Here is a 16,652-nt window from a genome sequence, read left to right on the forward strand (position 1 = left end):
GTTCACTTATCCGACCGACCCTTCCATCTGCAACTCGATGAGCCGGTTGAGCTCGAGCGCGTATTCCATCGGCAGTTCGCGAGCGATCGGCTCGACGAATCCGCGGACGACCATCGCCATCGCCTCGTCCTCGGTCATGCCGCGGCTCATCAGGTAGAACAGCTGATCGTCGCTGACCTTCGAGACCGTGGCCTCGTGACCCATCGACACGTCGTCCTCACGGATGTCGACGTACGGGTACGTGTCCGAGCGGCTGATCGTGTCGACGAGCAACGCGTCGCACTTGACCGTCGAGCGCGAACCGTGCGCACCCTTGTTGATCTGGATCAGACCGCGGTACGACGTCCGGCCACCACCACGGGCGACGGACTTGCTGACGATGTTCGACGACGTGTGCGGAGCGAGGTGCAGCATCTTCGAGCCGGTGTCCTGGTGCTGGTCCGGGCCGGCGAACGCGACCGAGAGAACCTCGCCCTTGGCGTATTCGCCGGTCATCCACACAGCGGGGTACTTCATGGTGACCTTGGAGCCGATGTTGCCATCGACCCACTCCATCGTCGCGCCTGCTTCTGCCTTGGCGCGCTTGGTGACCAGGTTGTAGACGTTGTTCGACCAGTTCTGAATGGTCGTGTAACGGCAACGGCCACCCTTCTTGACGATGATCTCGACCACGGCGGAGTGCAGCGAATCCGACTTGTAGATCGGGGCGGTGCAGCCCTCGACGTAGTGCACGTATGCACCCTCGTCGACGATGATCAGCGTCCGCTCGAACTGACCCATGTTCTCGGTGTTGATCCGGAAGTAGGCCTGCAGTGGGATGTCCACGTGGACGCCCGGCGGGATGTAGATGAACGACCCACCGGACCACACCGCGGTGTTCAGTGCGGAGAACTTGTTGTCGCCTGCGGGGATGACGGTGCCGAAGTACTCGCGGAACAGCTCCGGCTGCTCCTTGAGGGCGGTGTCGGTGTCGAGGAACAACACTCCCTGAGCCTCGAGGTCCTCACGGATCGAGTGGTAGACGACCTCGGACTCGTACTGGGCGGCGACACCGGAGACGAGGCGCTGCTTCTCCGCCTCGGGGATGCCGAGCTTGTCGTACGTGTTCTTGATGTCCTCGGGCAGGTCTTCCCACGTTGCAGCCTGCTTCTCGCTGGACCGCACGAAGTACTTGATGTTGTCGAAGTCGATGCCGTCGAGGTCGGAACCCCAGTTCGGCATCGGCTTGCGCTCGAACGTCTTGAGCGCCTTGAGGCGCGCCTCGAGCATCCACTCGGGCTCGCTCTTCTTCTGCGAGATGTCGCGGACGACGGCCTCGGAGAGACCGCGCTTGGCGCTTTCACCGGCTACGTCCGAGTCGGCCCAGCCGTATCCGTATGTGCCGAGCGAGGCGATGGTCTCGTCCTGGGTCAGCGGCGCGGTGGGTGTCACCTGGTCTGGTGTGACGGTCATGCGGGCTCCTTCCGGAGGCTTGGGCGTTCTCCGACACGGGGCTGCGCGTCGGGAGTCTTCTTGTCGGAACTATCGGTGTTCGAGTACCGCGTCGGTGACAGCGGTACGTGCGTCGTGCAGGCGCAGTTGCCGTTGGCGATGGTCGCCAAACGCTGCACGTGTGTGCCGAGAATCTCTGCGAACGCGGACTGTTCCGCTTCGCACAACTCCGGAAACTCCGAGGCGACGTGCGATACCGGGCAGTGGTGCTGGCAGATCTGCACGCCGTTACCCACCTGGCGCGTGGTGGCAGAGAACCCGGCCGCGCTGAACGCATCGGCGATTCGCTCTGCCGCATCCTCCACGGAGTGCGCATCGGACCCCGATGCCGGTTCGACATCGGCCACGATGGTGTTCACGCGTTGCCGGGCGAACGTCTCGATGGCCGCGTCCCCGCCGATCTTGCGGAGCTGCCGCATTGCGGCACCGGCGAGATCGTCGTAGGTGTGACCGAGGCGGTTACGTCCGGCGGCCGTGAGCTGAAAATACTTGGCCGGTCGACCACGGCCACGCTGCCGCGCCCCTGCCGGGGTGGTGATGCGAGCCTCGCCGGCATCGATGAGCGCATCGAGATGACGTCGGACCCCTGCCGCACTCAATCCCAGCCGCGTGCCGATGTCGGAGGCCGTGATGGGGCCCTCTTCCAGCAGTAGAGTGACCACCGCACCCCTGGTCTGTCCCTCGGGGAGCGAGGCCTGTCGAACCGACGGCGCGCCTGCGCCGGCGGTCGAGGAATCGACACTCCCCGGACGCGCGAACGTGCTTTCGGTTGTTTTCACAACACCAGTGTGACGGAATTGTTTTGCCTGGTCCACCAAGGGTGCCCTATGCCGGCCTCGATCCTCGTTCCATCTCGGCCGGGAGGACGGTGCGGGCGTCGGGCATGAGCACAGCTACGCTCCCACTGTGTCATCGACCGACAGTGAGCAGAGTGCCGAACGCTCACGATTCACGGGCAGAGCACGTCGGCAAACCGGTACCGACGACTCGAGATGGGCGCTCGGACAGATTCTCCATCGATACGTGGCGGCCCCCGCACGCCGAGTCGTCGGACTCGAACCCACTCCGCCGGGGGGCGTGGTCGCCACCCTGCACGGAGACGAGCAGGAGGCGCCCGGGCTGAACCCGGCGGAGACGGTTCAGCTCAGGAACATCCGCCGTTTCGGCGCCGCCGGCGCGCTGTTGATGGCGATCGGTGCCCTCGGCGCAGGCGCGCAGCCGGTGCTGCAGAATCCCGTCTTCGGCGTTCGATTCCTCAGCCTGCCGTCCCGCATGGCCACCTCTGCCCTGACGGTCACGATGACCGGCACCGTCATCGTGGTGATCGCCTGGTTGCTGTTGGGCAGGTTCGCCCTCGGTCGGACGCGATCCGGCACCATTCCGCGGCGACTCACCAGATCGCAGATGGACCGCACGCTGCTGCTGTGGATTCTGCCGCTGTGTGTTGCGCCACCGATGTTCTCGCGTGACGTCTATTCGTATCTTGCGCAGAGCGAGATCACCGCGCGCGGGCTCGACCCCTACGAAGTCGGCCCCCAGACTGCACTCGGTGCGGACAACGTGCTGACCCGCACCGTTCCGAACATCTGGCGCGAAACTCCGGCGCCCTACGGTCCGCTGTTTCTGTGGATGGGCCGCGGAATCACCTACCTGACCGGTGAGAACATCGTCGCCGGCATCTTTCTGCATCGCCTGCTCGCGCTGGCGGGCGTCGCGCTGATCGTCTGGGCTCTGCCGCGTCTGGCCCGGCGCTGCGGGGTGGCCTCGGTGAGTGCGCTCTGGCTCGGTGCCGCCAATCCGCTGCTGCTGTTCCACCTGGTTGCCGGAATTCACAACGAGGCCCTGATGATCGGCCTCATGCTCGCGGGCACCGAGCTCGCGCTTCGGGCCGTCGAACACTCAGGAGCTATGCGGAGGACCGACGTCGCCTTCCTCGTCGGCGGAGCGGCGCTGATTGCGCTGTCGTCGACGATCAAGATCCCTTCTCTGATCGCGCTCGGCTTCGTGGGAATGGCGCTGTCGAGGCGGTGGGGCGGGACCCTCCGATCCGTGGTGTACGTGGCAGTCCTTCTCGGCACGATCGTCGTCGCCGTCCAAGTCGCCGTCAGCCTGGGTAGCGGACTCGGATTCGGTTGGATCAACACTCTCGGGACAGCAGGCGTCGTACGCAGCTGGATGTCCATACCCACGATTCTCGGCCTGGGCACCGGATTCGTGGGAGTGCTGCTCGGCCTCGGCGACCACACCACCGCCGTGTTGGGTCTCACTCGTCCTATCGCGGCCGTCGTCGCCGCCGTCATCGTCGTCCGCATGCTGGTCGCGGTTCTGCGGGGTCGACTGCATCCGGTCGGCGCACTCGGCGTGGCTCTGGGCGCGGTCGTACTGCTGTTTCCGGTGGTACAACCCTGGTATCTGTTGTGGGCGGTGATTCCGCTGGCCGCCTGGGCCACCACGCCGTCGTTCCGGCGACCTGCGATCGCCTTCTCGTCTCTGGTCAGCGTCATCCTGATGCCGAACGGCAGTGAGTACTTGCCGTTTCAGATCGTGCAGGCCGCGGTGATGACGATCCTGACCATCGCAGTGTTGTATCTGCTGACCCGAAACCGTATGCCGTGGCCCACACGCACCGGACCACCGGCACGCGACCGCGGGGCCGACGAATACGCTGAGTCCTCGTGATCTCCGGGACGTCGAAAGCGGCGCAACCTGTCGTACAGCTGAGCGACGTGCGCAAGTCGTACGACGGCGTCACCGCTGTCGACGGCCTCAGCCTCGATATCGGCCCCGGCGAGGTCCTGGCGCTCCTCGGCCCGAACGGTGCGGGCAAGACCACCACCGTCGAAATGTGCGAAGGCTTCGTCGTCCCCGACAGTGGCTCGGTCCGCGTCCTGGGGCTCGACCCCATCGCAGAGTCGGCGCAGCTGAGGCCGCGTATCGGCGTCATGCTCCAGGGCGGCGGCGCGTATCCCGGTTCCAAAGCCGGTGAGATGCTCGAGCTCGTTGCGTCGTACTCGGCCGATCCGCACGACCCGGCGTGGCTGCTCGACTGCCTCGGTCTGACCTCGGCTGTTCGCACCCCGTATCGGCGCCTCTCCGGCGGACAGCAGCAGCGACTCGCGCTGGCCTGCGCCATCGTCGGGCGTCCCGAACTGGTGTTTCTCGACGAACCGACTGCTGGTCTCGACGCGCAGGCCCGGCTGCTGGTGTGGGAGCTGATCGACGCATTGCGGCGCGACGGTGTGGGCGTGCTGCTCACGACGCATCTCATGGACGAGGCCGAGCAGCTGGCGGATCGGCTGACGATCATCGACAACGGTCGCGTCGTGGCGTCGGGTTCGCCGTCGGAACTGACCAAACAGGGTGCCGAGGGCCAACTGCGCTTCACCGCTCCCCCTGGTCTCGAACTCTCGATGCTCGACGCGTCTCTCCCCCCGGGGTACGTACCGTCGGAACCGACGCCCGGGTCCTACGTGGTGTCGGGTGTGATCGAGCCGCAGATACTGGTGATCGTCACGTCCTGGTGCGCCCAGCAGGACGTCCTGGCCACCGAGTTGCAGGTCGATCAGCGCCGTCTCGAGGACGTGTTCCTCGAACTGACCGGTAGAGAATTGAGGAAGTGACGGTGCGCAGAGAAGCCCGGCTCGCCGACAACCGATTCGAGACAGGTCTGTTCGCGCCTCGTCCACAACCGGCCTCGGCATCGCGAATGCTGTTCGCGCAGACCCGCCTCGAACTGAAGTTGCTGCTACGCAACGGCGAACAGTTGCTGCTTACGATGTTCATCCCGATCACGTTGCTGATCGGTCTCACGCTGCTACCGTTCGGCGCACTGGGCGACGACCGAGTTGCCCAGGTGGTGCCTGCCGTGATGATGGTGGCCATCATGTCGACGGCGTTCACCGGCCAAGCCATCGCGGTCGGTTTCGACCGCCGCTACGGCGCGCTGAAACGGCTCGGTGCAACACCGCTTCCGCGCTGGGGAATCATCGGCGGCAAATCCGCCGCCGTGGTGATCGTCGTGATCCTGCAGTCGATTCTGCTCGGCTCCATCGGCGTCGGCCTCGGTTGGCGCCCGACCGCCACGGGCCTGTTGCTCGGTGCCGTGATCATCGCTCTGGGCACCGTCACGTTCGCGTCCATGGGATTGCTGCTCGGCGGCACGCTGCGGGCGGAGATCGTGTTGGCGCTGGCGAACATCGCCTGGTTCGTGATGCTCGGCATCGGCAGCGTGGTATTCGTCGACGATCAAATTCCCCAGGGCGTGCAGAACGTTGCTCGCATCGTTCCGTCCGGAGCGCTCGGTGAGGCACTGAGCCGAGGCGTCTCGTCGTCCTTCGACGTGTTCGGCGTGGTCGTGCTGCTGGTGTGGGCAGCGGTGTGCGGCACTCTGGCGGTCCGCACGTTCAAGTTCACCTGACGCAGCCTCACCACCCAACGACGCTGTGTAGTTGATCGGCGTTTACCATCGTGGTGTGCTGTACAGAGCGTTCTTGCGCGTCGTCGATCTCCTTCCTCTGCCGTCGCTTCGTGTGCAGCGAATTCTGGCGTTCATCGCGATAGTGACCCAGGGCGGCATCGCCGTCACCGGTGCAGTCGTGCGAGTGACCGGTTCAGGCCTCGGGTGCCCCACCTGGCCGCAGTGCTTTCCCGGCAGCTTCACTCCGGTCGGTGTATCCGAGGTCCCCGTGCTGCATCAGGCCGTGGAGTTCGGGAATCGACTCCTCACATTCGTGGTGGTGCTCGCGGCCGCCGCCATCGTCGTTGCGGTCACACGTGCACGGCGTCGTCGCGAGGTGCTGTTCTTTGCATGGCTGATGCCGCTGGGCACCGTCGTCCAGGCCGTGATCGGTGGATTCACCGTGTTGACGGGACTGCTGTGGTGGACGGTCGCAGTTCACCTCGTCGTCTCGATGGCCATGGTCTGGTTGGCCACGCTGCTGTACGCCAAGGTGGGCGAGAGCGACGCAGCATCCGAATCGACCCCCAGTGTCCCGGCTGCGCTGCGCGCCCTCGTCGGACTGTCCGGAGTGGCCCTGACCGGTGTGCTGGTCGCGGGCACAATGGTGACCGGGGCCGGTCCCCACGCCGGCGACAAGAGCATCGAAGAGCCGGTGCCACGTCTCGGCATCGAGATCGTGACGCTCGTTCACGCTCATTCCCAGTTCTTGGTCGGCTACCTGGCCCTGTTGGTCGGGCTGGGATTCGCGCTGTACGCGGTACGAGCGCCGAGTGCGGTCAAGCGTCGCCTGCACGTTCTGATCGCGCTGGTGCTGGCGCAGTCTCTGATCGGACTGGTGCAGTACTTCACCGGCGTTCCGGCTGTGCTCGTCGCCTTTCACGTCGCGGGAGCGGGCGCGTGCACCGCTGCGACCGCGGCCGTCTGGGCTGCCTGCCGCACCCGTGGCCCGGTCGTGACGGACGAGATCGAGACTGTCGAGGACGTCGCAGTACGGTCGTGACGAGTGGTGCGGCTTCGAACAGGGTGGAGGGGCAGCCGACCTCCCCCTCAGATGGCCGACTGCCCCTCCACTGACTTCGACGCACCGGGTTCCGAGATGGTTCCCGCCCGATCGAACAAATTTCGGAGCGACTTTTGCTCAGACGATCGCCTGGTTGCGCGCCTTGGGAAATTTCTTCTGACGCGCCACCCAGCCGGCCATCTTCTCGTAATGGCCCGGAGCCGGGTTGACGGAGCTGACCAGCTCACGGTCCCATTCGGCCTCGGTCAGTTCGTCGAACTCGTCGACGACCGCTCGGGCAATGGCGTGGGTGGCAACAACCTGGTCACCGAGCACGCCGTCGGCACCGACCATGGTGAGCCGTGTTCCGGCCCGGCCGATCGGCTGGATCACGACCTGAGCGGAGTTTCCGTGATCGGCGAGAAAACTCTTCACTGCCGCCAGAGTTCCCTTGGGGACGTCGTTCGACGTGTTCTTCTCGATTCCCGCACTGTCGATTTCGGTAGCCATGCGGACACGATACCGAGGTTGTCCACCGTCCCCACATCGACCCACCCACTCGTTACTGATCGGTAACTTCGGCCGATCGCGCTCACCACGCGCATCCGCGTGCCGTGGCGCTGATCGCCCGTGTAGAACGGTGTTCATGCGAGCGATTCGAATAGACAACACCGGTGGGCCCGAGGTCTTGACTGTCGTCGATCTCCCGGTGCCCACACCGGGAGCTGGTCAAATTCTGGTCCGGACCGATGCAATCGGAATCAACTACATCGACACCTACTTCCGCCGCGGCATGTACCCGCGTGCGTTGCCGTACGTTCCCGGCGACGAAGGGTCAGGGGTGATCGACCAGATCGGCTCGGACGTCACCGACTTCGCTCCCGGAGATCGCGTCGCCTGGGCCGCAGCACCCGGTAGCTATGCCGAGTACGTGCTGGTCGACGCCTCGTCGGCCATCTCGGTTCCCGACGGCGTTCCGGCGGATCAGGCCGCGTCGGCGCTGCTGCAGGGCATGACGGCGCACTATCTGATCGAGTCCACTTACCCCGCTCAGCGGGGTGACACCGTGCTCGTCCACGCTGGGGCGGGTGGCGTCGGATTGATCCTGACGCAGCTGGCGGTGGCCAAAGGCGTGAACGTGATCACGACTGTATCGACGGACGCGAAGGCCGAACTCTCGAAACGGACCGGCGCAGCGCACGTGCTCCGGTACGACGACGACATCGCCGCACGCGTTCGCGACATCACCGACGGCGAAGGCGTGCACGCGGTGTACGACGGCGTCGGTGCGGACACGTTCGAGGCCAGTTTGGCGTCGCTTCGGATCAGGGGCACGCTTGCCCTGTTCGGTGCCGCCAGCGGGCCGGTGCCACCCCTGGATCCGCAGCGTCTCAACGGTGCGGGTTCGCTGTTCCTCACCAGGCCCACGCTCGCGCATCACATACGGGACCGAGCCGAACTGGAGTGGCGGGCCGGTGACGTGTTCGCAGCGATGGCGAATGGAACGCTCACGATCCAGGTAGGTGCGCGCTATGCACTCGAGGACGCGGCGCAGGCCCATATCGATCTCGAGTCACGCAAGACGACCGGATCCATCGTTCTGGTTCCCTGATCCGACTCTCGGCGGACGCTCGCTCAGGAGAAGATCTGGGCGAGCGTGTGCCAGCCGAGCACAGAGTCCACGGCAAGGCCACAGAACACCAGGGCCAGGTACTCGTTGGAAAGGATGAACAACTTCAGCGGTTTGACCGGAGTTCCGGCTCGAACTCCCGCGTACAGGCGATGAGCGACGACGAGGAACCATGCTCCGGAAGCCACGGCGACGACGGCATAGATGACGCCCGAGCCCGGTGCCAGGGCCAGCGTGGCAGCCACGGTCGCCCATGCGTAGAGCACGATGTGCTTGGTGACCTTGGTTTCCGAGGCGACTGCCGGCAGCATCGGCACGTTCGCGGCCTGATAGTCCTCTTTGTAGCGCAACATCAGCGCCCAGGTGTGCGGTGGTGTCCACAGGAAGATGACCAGGAACATCACCAGCGCCTGCCAGCCGATCGTTCCTGTCACAGCGGACCAGCCGATCATCACCGGCATGCATCCGGCCGCGCCGCCCCACACCACGTTCTGTGAGGTGCGCCGCTTGAGGATCAGGGTGTAGACGAAGATGTAGAAACAGATCGTCACGACCGCGAGCACGCCGCTGAGCAGGTTCGTGGTGGCCCACAACCAGAAGAACGAGAACACACCGAGCACGAGCCCGAAGACGAGAGCGTGCGACACCGGCATGGCACCGCGGGCGAGCGGGCGCTTCTCGGTGCGCTTCATGACCTTGTCGATGTCGGCGTCGACCACCATGTTCAGGGTGTTCGCACTGGCCGCGGCCAGCATGCCACCGAAGAGCGTGGTGAGGATCAGCCATGGATCGACGTGACCGCGGTCGGCCAACAGCATCGCGGGGATGGTTGTCACCAGAAGGAGTTCGATGACGCGAGGCTTCGTCAGCGCGACGTACGCGAGGAGGAGAGCGAACGCTCGACGCGGGGCGGACGTCACCGGTGCGGCCTGCGCGGACTCACCCTGATCGTCGGCTCCGAATCCGGGGCCGCCGGCGAATCCGTGTCCGCCCGGCTGCTGCCCAATTCGCACTGCGTCTCCTTGCACGACTGTCATTCTCTGGCGCTGGGCCACTTGCTCGCGCGCCACCGGCACACGGGTTCACTCTGCACGACGACCATGGACGCCAGCGCGCACGTCAGGTCGCCACGATCCGGAAAACCTGGCTCCGAATCCGACGCACGTGCACCTACTACAGACGATGGTAGACGGCAGGGTTTGCACCTCCAATTCGCAGGGCACCCAAAGTGGGGAAATATGTCGTCTGCGAGTAACCCGCGTGCAATCGGCCGGGGGAAGGCACGACAGTAGGGTCGGACAGAACTAGGCTGGTGGAGGACGTCCTTCGGCACCGACCATGTGCGCGCTCAACGCAGGCGCACGGCAGTCGCGGCCGAGCGACGAATTCCACAGAGCCACAACTCGAACGAATGTCAGGAGATTTCTGCTCGTGTCGATCACAGACGATATTGACGTCCTCACCACGGCGCACCACCCGAGCGACTGGACGGACCTGGACACCCGAGCGGTCGACACCGTTCGTGTTCTGGCAGCGGACGCAGTGCAGAAGGTCGGCAACGGCCACCCCGGAACCGCGATGAGCCTGGCTCCCCTCGCCTACACCCTCTTTCAGCGCACCATGCGCCACGATCCCACCGATACGCACTGGATCGGGCGCGACCGGTTCGTCCTCTCGTGTGGACACTCGAGCCTGACGCTCTACCTGCAGCTGTACTTGGGCGGCTTCGGTCTCGAGCTCGCCGATATCGAGGCGCTGCGTACCTACAAGTCGAAGACTCCCGGACATCCGGAGTTCCGTCACACCGACGGCGTCGAGATCACCACCGGCCCGCTCGGTCAGGGACTCGCCTCCGCCGTCGGCATGGCAATGGCGGCACGCCGCGAGCGCGGACTGTTCGATCCCGAGCCCGCTCTCGGTGAGAGCCCGTTCGATCACTTCATCTACGTGATCGCCTCCGACGGCGACATCGAAGAAGGCGTCACGTCCGAGGCTTCGTCCCTCGCGGGCACTCAGCAGCTCGGCAACCTGATCCTGTTCTACGACGACAACAAGATCTCGATCGAGCACTCGACCGATATCGCTCTCTCCGAGAACACGGCTGCCCGTTACGAGGCCTACGGCTGGCACGTGCAGGTGGTCGAGGGCGGCGAGAACGTCACCGCGATCGAAGAGGCCATCGAAGCGGCCAAGGCCGTCACCGACAAGCCGTCGATCATCGTGCTGCGCACCATCATCGGCTTCCCGGCCCCCACCATGATGAATACCGGCGCCGTCCACGGAGCTGCACTCGGCGACGAAGAGATCGCCAAGGTCAAGCAGGCACTCGACTTCGACCCCGCCAAGACCTTCGAGGTCACCGACGAGGTGATCGGGCACACCCGCAAGCTGCAGGAACGTGGCCGCGCGGCCCACACCGAGTGGACCACCCAGTTCGACGCCTGGGCTGCACGCGAGCCCGAGCGCAAGAAGCTGCTGGATCGCCTGACCCAGGGCACGTTGCCCGAGAACTGGACCGATGTTCTCCCCACCTGGGAGCCCGGCAGCAAGGCCGTCGCGACACGTGCGGCGTCGGGCGAGGTCCTCAATGCCGTCGGACCTGTTCTTCCCGAACTGTGGGGTGGCTCCGCCGACCTCGCAGGCAGCAACAACACCACCATCAAGGGTGCCAAGTCCTTCGGCCCCACGTCTATCTCCACCGACGACTGGGACGCCGAGCCCTACGGCCGCACGCTGCACTTCGGCATTCGTGAGCACGCGATGGGTGCCATCCTGTCGGGCATCGTCATGCACGGACCGACCCGTGCCTACGGCGGAACGTTCATGCAGTTCAGCGACTACATGCGGCCTGCCGTTCGGCTCGCATCCCTGATGGACATCGATCCCATCTACGTGTGGACCCACGATTCCATCGGCCTCGGCGAGGACGGCCCGACGCACCAGCCGGTCGAGCACCTCGCCGCACTGCGGGCGATCCCCAACCTGTCGGTCGTGCGTCCGGGTGACGCCAACGAAACCGCCTTCGCGTGGCAGGCAGTGCTGGCCAAGTCCAGCAGCAGTGGACCCGTCGGTCTCGCCCTGACGCGTCAGGGCATCCCGATCCTCGACGGCACCAGCTTCGAGGGCGTCTCGAAGGGTGGATACATCCTCGTCGAGTCCTCCAAGGCGACACCGGACGTCGTGTTGATCGGTACCGGGTCGGAGCTGCAGTATGCAGTGGAAGCGCAGAAGCAGCTCGAGGCCCAGGGCATTGCTGCCCGTGTCGTCTCGATGCCGTGTGTCGAGTGGTTCGAGAGCCAGGATCAGAACTACCGCGACCAGGTCATCCCCCCGACCGTCAAGGCGCGCGTGTCGATCGAAGCAGGCATCGCCATGCCGTGGTGGAAGATCGTCGGCGGTTTCGGCGAAATCATCTCACTCGAGCACTACGGCGAATCTGCCGATGCTGCAACACTTTTCCGTGAGTTCGGCTTCACCGCCGAGGCCGTCACCGCAGCCGCTCAGCGCTCCATCACCAACGTGAAGGGATAATCCATGACCCAGAACAAGAATCTCGCAGAGCTCTCCGCAGCAGGCATCTCGGTATGGCTGGACGACCTCTCTCGTGACCGCATCCGTTCGGGCAACCTGAAGGACCTCATCGACACCAAGAGCGTCGTGGGCGTCACGACCAACCCGTCGATCTTCCAGGCCGCCCTGAGCAAGGGCGACGCCTACGACGAGCAGGTCACCAAGCTGGCCGGCGAAGGTGCCGACGTCGAGACCACGATCCGCACCGTCACCACGGACGATGTCCGTGAGGCGTGCGACATCCTGATGCCCCAGTACGAGGCCAGTGCAGGCGTCGACGGACGCGTATCCATCGAGGTCGATCCCCGTATGGCCCACGACGCGGACAAGACGTACGAGCAGGCCGTCGAACTCTGGAAGATCGTCGACCGACCCAATCTGCTGATCAAGATTCCGGCGACCGAGGAAGGCATCCCTGCCATCGCCAAGGTGGTCGGTGAAGGTATCAGCGTCAACGTGACGCTTATCTTCTCCGTCGAGCGGTACGAGCTGGTGATGAACGCCTACCTCGAAGGTCTGGAGGCCGCGCGCGCTGCCGGTCACGACCTCGACAAGATCCACTCGGTGGCGTCGTTCTTCGTCTCCCGTGTCGACAGCGAGATCGATTCCAGGCTCGACGCGATCGGTACGCCGGACGCCGAAGAGCTCAAGGGCAAAGCCGCTCTGGCCAACGCTCGTCTCGCCTACGTGGCGTACCAGCAGGTCTTCGAGGTCGCTCCTCGGTTCCGCGAGCTCGTCGGTAGCGGCGCGCGTCCGCAACGGCCGCTGTGGGCCTCGACGGGCGTCAAGTCCGACGCCTACCCCGACACGATGTACGTCACCGAGTTGGTATCTCCCAACACCGTGAACACCATGCCGGAGAAGACGATGGACGCGGTTGCCGATCACGGCGAAATCGTCGGCGACACCGTCTCGGGTAAGGGACCGGAATCGCAGGAGATCTTCGATCGCATCTCGGCTCTTGGGATCGACATCACCGATGTCTTCCTGACGTTGGAGAACGAAGGCGTGCAGAAGTTCGAGTCGGCCTGGAACGAATTGCTCGAGGCCACCGGAGAGCAGCTGCGCCAAGCGGGTCAGAAGAGCTGACCGACTGTGCCCACCGCAGAAACCGAACCTCTCCATTCAGCGGACTGGCTCAACCCACTCCGCGACGCGCGAGACAAGCGGCTCCCCCGCATTGCGGGCCCGTGCAGCATGGTCATCTTCGGGGTGACCGGCGATCTCGCTCGTAAGAAGCTCATGCCTGCGGTGTACGACCTGGCGAACCGGGGGCTACTACCCCCCGGTTTCGCCTTGGTCGGGTTCGCCCGGCGGGAATGGCAGAACCAGGATTTCGCACAGATCGTGCACGATTCCGTTCGTGATCACGCGCGAACTCCGTTCAGCGAAGAGGTATGGAACACCCTCGCCGAGGGGTTCCGATTCGTTCAAGGTTCGTTCGACGACGACGACGCCTTCGACGAGCTCTCACGAACTCTGACCGAGCTGGACGAAACCCGCGGCACCGGGGGCAACCACGCCTTCTACCTGTCCATCCCGCCCAGCGCGTTTCCCGTTGTGCTCGAACAACTGTCGCGTTCCGGCCTGGCTCAGAGCCAGGACGGGAATTGGCGACGGGTGGTCATCGAGAAGCCGTTCGGCCACGACCTGCAGAGTGCGAAAGAACTCAATGCGATCGTGAATCGAGTGTTTCCCGAGGACACCGTGTTCCGCATCGATCACTACCTGGGCAAGGAGACAGTGCAGAACATTCTGGCACTGCGCTTCGCGAACCAGTTGTTCGATCCGATCTGGAATGCGCACTACGTCGACCACGTTCAGATCACGATGGCCGAGGACATCGGATTGGGCGGTCGCGCAGGGTATTACGACGGCATCGGTGCGGCCCGCGACGTCATCCAGAATCACCTTCTCCAGCTACTCGCCATCACGGCGATGGAGGAGCCGGTGAGCTTCAACCCCAAGGAGCTGCAGTCCGAGAAGATCAAGGTGCTCTCGGCTACGAAACTCGCCGAGCCGCTCGATCGGACGTCCGCCCGCGGTCAGTACTCCGCGGGGTGGCAGGGCAGCCAGAAGGTGAAGGGGCTCAAGGAGGAAGAGGGTTTCGACTCCGAGTCCAACACCGAAACCTACGCGGCCATCACCCTCGAGGTCGACACTCGACGATGGGGTGGAGTGCCGTTCTATCTCCGCACCGGCAAGGCACTCGGGCGTCGAGTCACCGAGATCGCGATGGTGTTCAAGCGCGCACCACACCTCCCCTTCGACGCCACGATGACCGAGGAGCTCGGCCAGAATGCGCTGGTCATTCGAGTTCAGCCGGACGAGGGTGTGACCATGCGGTTCGGCTCCAAGGTTCCCGGATCGGGCATGCAGGTGCGCGACGTCAGCATGGACTTCAGTTACGGCCAGGCATTCACGGAATCCTCGCCGGAAGCGTACGAGCGTCTCATTCTCGACGTGTTGCTCGGGGAGCCGTCGCTCTTCCCCGTCAACGCCGAGGTCGAACTGTCGTGGAAGATTCTCGATCCGATTCTCGACTTCTGGGCCTCGGGCGGTACGGCGGAACCGTACGAGGCCGGCACCTGGGGTCCCTCCTCGGGTGACGAGATGATGCAGCGCACCGGACGCGAATGGAGAATGCCGTGATTGTCGACATCCCCGCCACGACGACGGCCGAGGTCGGCAAGAAGTTGGTGGAGGTTCGCGAGGCAGGCGGCGCGGTGACCATCGGCCGCGTGTTGACCTTGATCGTCGCCAGTCGCGATCCGGTCAAGGCCGAACGGGCGATCGACGCAGCGAACGAAGCGAGCCGCGAGCATCCGTGCCGCGTGATCGTGCTCATCCACGGCGACCGATCGGCCGAGTCGAGTCTCGACGCACAGATCCGCGTCGGGGGTGACGCCGGTGCGTCGGAGGTCGTGGTGCTGCGTCTCAACGGCGAACTCGCCGATCACGAGCACAGTGTGGTCATCCCATTCCTGCTGCCCGACACTCCGATCGTGGCGTGGTGGCCGGACGAAGCACCCGCCGTTCCAGCAAAGGATCCGTTGGGACGCTTGGCAATTCGACGGATCACCGATGCCACGAATTCGCCCGACACCACAGCTGCGATAAAGGGACGGCTGAGCAGCTACACCGAGGGCGACACCGATCTCTCCTGGAGTCGCATCACGTACTGGCGCGGCCTGTTGGCCACGGCCCTGGACCAGGCTCCGTTCGAGGCCGTCGTCTCGGCAACGGTGTCGGGACTGGCAGAGGAGCCGGCACTCGACATCTTGGCCGGTTGGCTTGCCGCGAAACTCGACGTGCCGGTGTATCGCCGCGCGGGTGAGCTGAAAGTGGAGCTGATCAGAGAGAGCAGCAGTATCTCGCTGACGCGTCCGCAGACCGGGAAGACCGCAACGTTACGGCGCACCGGGCAGCCCGACGCCGAAGTCGCACTGGCACGGCGCAACACGCGAGAGTGCCTGGCCGAGGAACTGCGCCGACTCGACACCGACGAGATCTACGAGCTTGCCCTGCACGGACTGTCGAAAGTGAGCTATGAGTAAGACATCGGTCCTTCAGTACCTGGACGCGCAGGCTTTGGTCGATGCCGCGCGATCTCGTTTCGTCGAGGTCGTCACCGCCGCGCAGGCCGAGCGAGGCTCGGCTTCGGTGGTGCTCACCGGCGGTGGCACGGGTATCGCATTACTGGAGGCGCTGCGCCACGATTCCGGATCCATCGATTGGGGCAAGGTCGACATCTTCTTCGGCGACGAGCGCTTCCTGCCCTCGGGTGACCCAGAGCGCAACGAGGTGCAGGCCGCCGAGGCACTGCTCGACCACGTCGACGTTCATCCTGATCGTGTCTTTCGAATGGCTGCGTCCGACGGGCCACACGGAAGCGATCCCGAGGTGGCCGCAGCGACGTATGCGCAGATCCTGCATTCTCGCTCCGAGGGAGAGCCGACACCTGCATTCGACATCCACCTGTTGGGTATGGGAGGCGAGGGTCATATCAACTCGCTGTTCCCCCATACGGATGCCGTGCGTGAAGAGCATCGCTATGTCGTTGCGGTCGAGGACTCCCCCAAGCCTCCACCGGTTCGCATCACGCTCACGCTGCCCGCGGTTCGCCGCGCACAGCACGTGTGGCTGCTCGTATCGGGAGCGAACAAGGCCGACGCTGTCGCAGCAGCGGTAGGTGGGGCCGATTCGGATGAGGTCCCGTCGGCCGGCGCACTGGGTACCGAGGCAACCGTGTGGTTCCTCGACTCCGGCGCAGCCTCCAAGCTGGACGCTGTCTGATCCCACCCGACTAGTCGGTCTCGGCAACGTCGGGGTCCCGTCCCATCCGCTCGCCGTCGTAGTAGCCGGCGTCCCAGGCTCGTCCTGGTTCCGGGTGACCGATCCGCCTCATATGGAGGTCGGCCTGTCAACGACGGCATGGTGAAGCGGTGGCACGCACCGTCGTGTGTGCCACCGCTTCCTGTCGCCGGGATGGTGATCGATGC

General features: G+C 64.8%; 14 protein-coding genes. 10 read left to right on the top strand and 4 right to left on the bottom strand.

The features are described from left to right. Positions 1-6: 6 nt before the first annotated feature. Together sufB and CH286_RS22195 are read right to left on the bottom strand one after the other, a co-directional pair. Positions 7-1,452, bottom strand: a complete 1,446-nt coding sequence (sufB, locus tag CH286_RS22190; protein WP_032398021.1) for a Fe-S cluster assembly protein SufB — start codon at positions 1,450-1,452, stop codon at positions 7-9. Then, the gene (locus CH286_RS22195) at positions 1,449-2,153 is read right to left on the bottom strand and encodes a helix-turn-helix transcriptional regulator (protein WP_371828268.1); all 705 of its coding nucleotides are present in this window, start codon (positions 2,151-2,153) and stop codon (positions 1,449-1,451) included. The genes sufB and CH286_RS22195 overlap by 4 nt, the downstream gene beginning before the upstream one ends. A 346-nt stretch (positions 2,154-2,499) precedes the next feature. Between CH286_RS22195 and mptB the strand changes: the two genes are divergently transcribed. From mptB to CH286_RS22215, 4 genes are read left to right on the top strand one after another with little or no spacing between them, the layout of a single operon-like run. Then, positions 2,500-4,170 (top strand): polyprenol phosphomannose-dependent alpha 1,6 mannosyltransferase MptB, encoded by a 1,671-nt coding sequence (gene mptB, locus CH286_RS22200; RefSeq protein ID WP_441347136.1) that lies wholly within the window; start codon positions 2,500-2,502, stop codon positions 4,168-4,170. Continuing rightward, positions 4,167-5,111: an ABC transporter ATP-binding protein gene (locus CH286_RS22205; protein WP_037150497.1), complete on the top strand. Its 945-nt coding sequence runs from the start codon at positions 4,167-4,169 to the stop codon at positions 5,109-5,111. Before mptB ends, CH286_RS22205 begins: the two co-directional genes overlap by 4 nt. 2 nt (positions 5,112-5,113) lie before the next feature. Beyond that, positions 5,114-5,908, top strand: a complete 795-nt coding sequence (locus CH286_RS22210; protein ID WP_371828267.1) for an ABC transporter permease — start codon at positions 5,114-5,116, stop codon at positions 5,906-5,908. Positions 5,909-5,963: 55 nt separating this feature from the next. After that, complete coding sequence (locus CH286_RS22215) at positions 5,964-6,950, top strand: COX15/CtaA family protein (protein ID WP_094610388.1); 987 nt, start codon at positions 5,964-5,966, stop codon at positions 6,948-6,950. Positions 6,951-7,088: 138 nt separating this feature from the next. Here CH286_RS22215 and CH286_RS22220 read toward each other — a convergent pair whose 3' ends face one another. Next, the gene (locus CH286_RS22220; protein WP_032377830.1) at positions 7,089-7,460 is read right to left on the bottom strand and encodes a hypothetical protein; all 372 of its coding nucleotides are present in this window, start codon (positions 7,458-7,460) and stop codon (positions 7,089-7,091) included. A gap of 136 nt (positions 7,461-7,596) precedes the next feature. Here CH286_RS22220 and CH286_RS22225 point away from each other — a divergent pair, with 136 nt between their 5' ends. Next, positions 7,597-8,562 carry a quinone oxidoreductase family protein gene (locus CH286_RS22225; protein WP_037150503.1) on the top strand — a complete coding sequence of 322 codons (966 nt, stop codon included), beginning with the start codon at positions 7,597-7,599 and terminating at the stop codon, positions 8,560-8,562. A gap of 23 nt (positions 8,563-8,585) precedes the next feature. Here CH286_RS22225 and CH286_RS22230 read toward each other — a convergent pair whose 3' ends face one another. Beyond that, positions 8,586-9,593 carry a heme o synthase gene (locus CH286_RS22230; RefSeq protein WP_032378471.1) on the bottom strand — a complete coding sequence of 336 codons (1,008 nt, stop codon included), beginning with the start codon at positions 9,591-9,593 and terminating at the stop codon, positions 8,586-8,588. Positions 9,594-10,011: 418 nt separating this feature from the next. On the opposite strand from CH286_RS22230, the gene tkt reads away from it, so the two are divergent. Genes tkt through pgl form a run of 5 tightly spaced genes read left to right on the top strand, consistent with a single transcriptional unit; the run spans position 10,012 to position 16,446 of the window. Next, positions 10,012-12,111 (top strand): transketolase, encoded by a 2,100-nt coding sequence (gene tkt, locus CH286_RS22235; RefSeq protein ID WP_032377829.1) that lies wholly within the window; start codon positions 10,012-10,014, stop codon positions 12,109-12,111. Positions 12,112-12,114: 3 nt separating this feature from the next. Continuing rightward, positions 12,115-13,239 carry a transaldolase gene (tal, locus tag CH286_RS22240; RefSeq protein ID WP_032403373.1) on the top strand — a complete coding sequence of 375 codons (1,125 nt, stop codon included), beginning with the start codon at positions 12,115-12,117 and terminating at the stop codon, positions 13,237-13,239. Between the two features lie 6 nt (positions 13,240-13,245). Further along, complete coding sequence (zwf, locus tag CH286_RS22245) at positions 13,246-14,802, top strand: glucose-6-phosphate dehydrogenase (RefSeq protein ID WP_032377827.1); 1,557 nt, start codon at positions 13,246-13,248, stop codon at positions 14,800-14,802. Beyond that, positions 14,799-15,707 carry a glucose-6-phosphate dehydrogenase assembly protein OpcA gene (gene opcA / locus CH286_RS22250; RefSeq protein WP_329955186.1) on the top strand — a complete coding sequence of 303 codons (909 nt, stop codon included), beginning with the start codon at positions 14,799-14,801 and terminating at the stop codon, positions 15,705-15,707. Before zwf ends, opcA begins: the two co-directional genes overlap by 4 nt. Continuing rightward, entirely contained in the window at positions 15,700-16,446 is a 747-nt protein-coding gene (pgl, locus tag CH286_RS22255) for a 6-phosphogluconolactonase (RefSeq protein ID WP_032403371.1), read from the top strand. Before opcA ends, pgl begins: the two co-directional genes overlap by 8 nt. The last annotated feature ends 206 nt before the right edge of the window (positions 16,447-16,652 follow it).

The organism is Rhodococcus sp. WWJCD1 (assembly GCF_002258735.1).
Taxonomy (GTDB): Bacteria; Actinomycetota; Actinomycetes; order Mycobacteriales; family Mycobacteriaceae; genus Rhodococcoides.

Excerpts from the sequence above, each read along its gene's own strand:
- sufB (WP_032398021.1), bottom strand. The coding sequence starts at position 1,452 with ATGACCGTCACACCAGACCAGGTGACACCCACCGCGCCGCTGACCCAG.
- CH286_RS22225 (WP_037150503.1), top strand. The coding sequence starts at position 7,597 with ATGCGAGCGATTCGAATAGACAACACCGGTGGGCCCGAGGTCTTGACT.
- pgl (WP_032403371.1), top strand. The coding sequence starts at position 15,700 with ATGAGTAAGACATCGGTCCTTCAGTACCTGGACGCGCAGGCTTTGGTC.
- tal (WP_032403373.1), top strand. The coding sequence starts at position 12,115 with ATGACCCAGAACAAGAATCTCGCAGAGCTCTCCGCAGCAGGCATCTCG.
- CH286_RS22220 (WP_032377830.1), bottom strand. The coding sequence starts at position 7,460 with ATGGCTACCGAAATCGACAGTGCGGGAATCGAGAAGAACACGTCGAAC.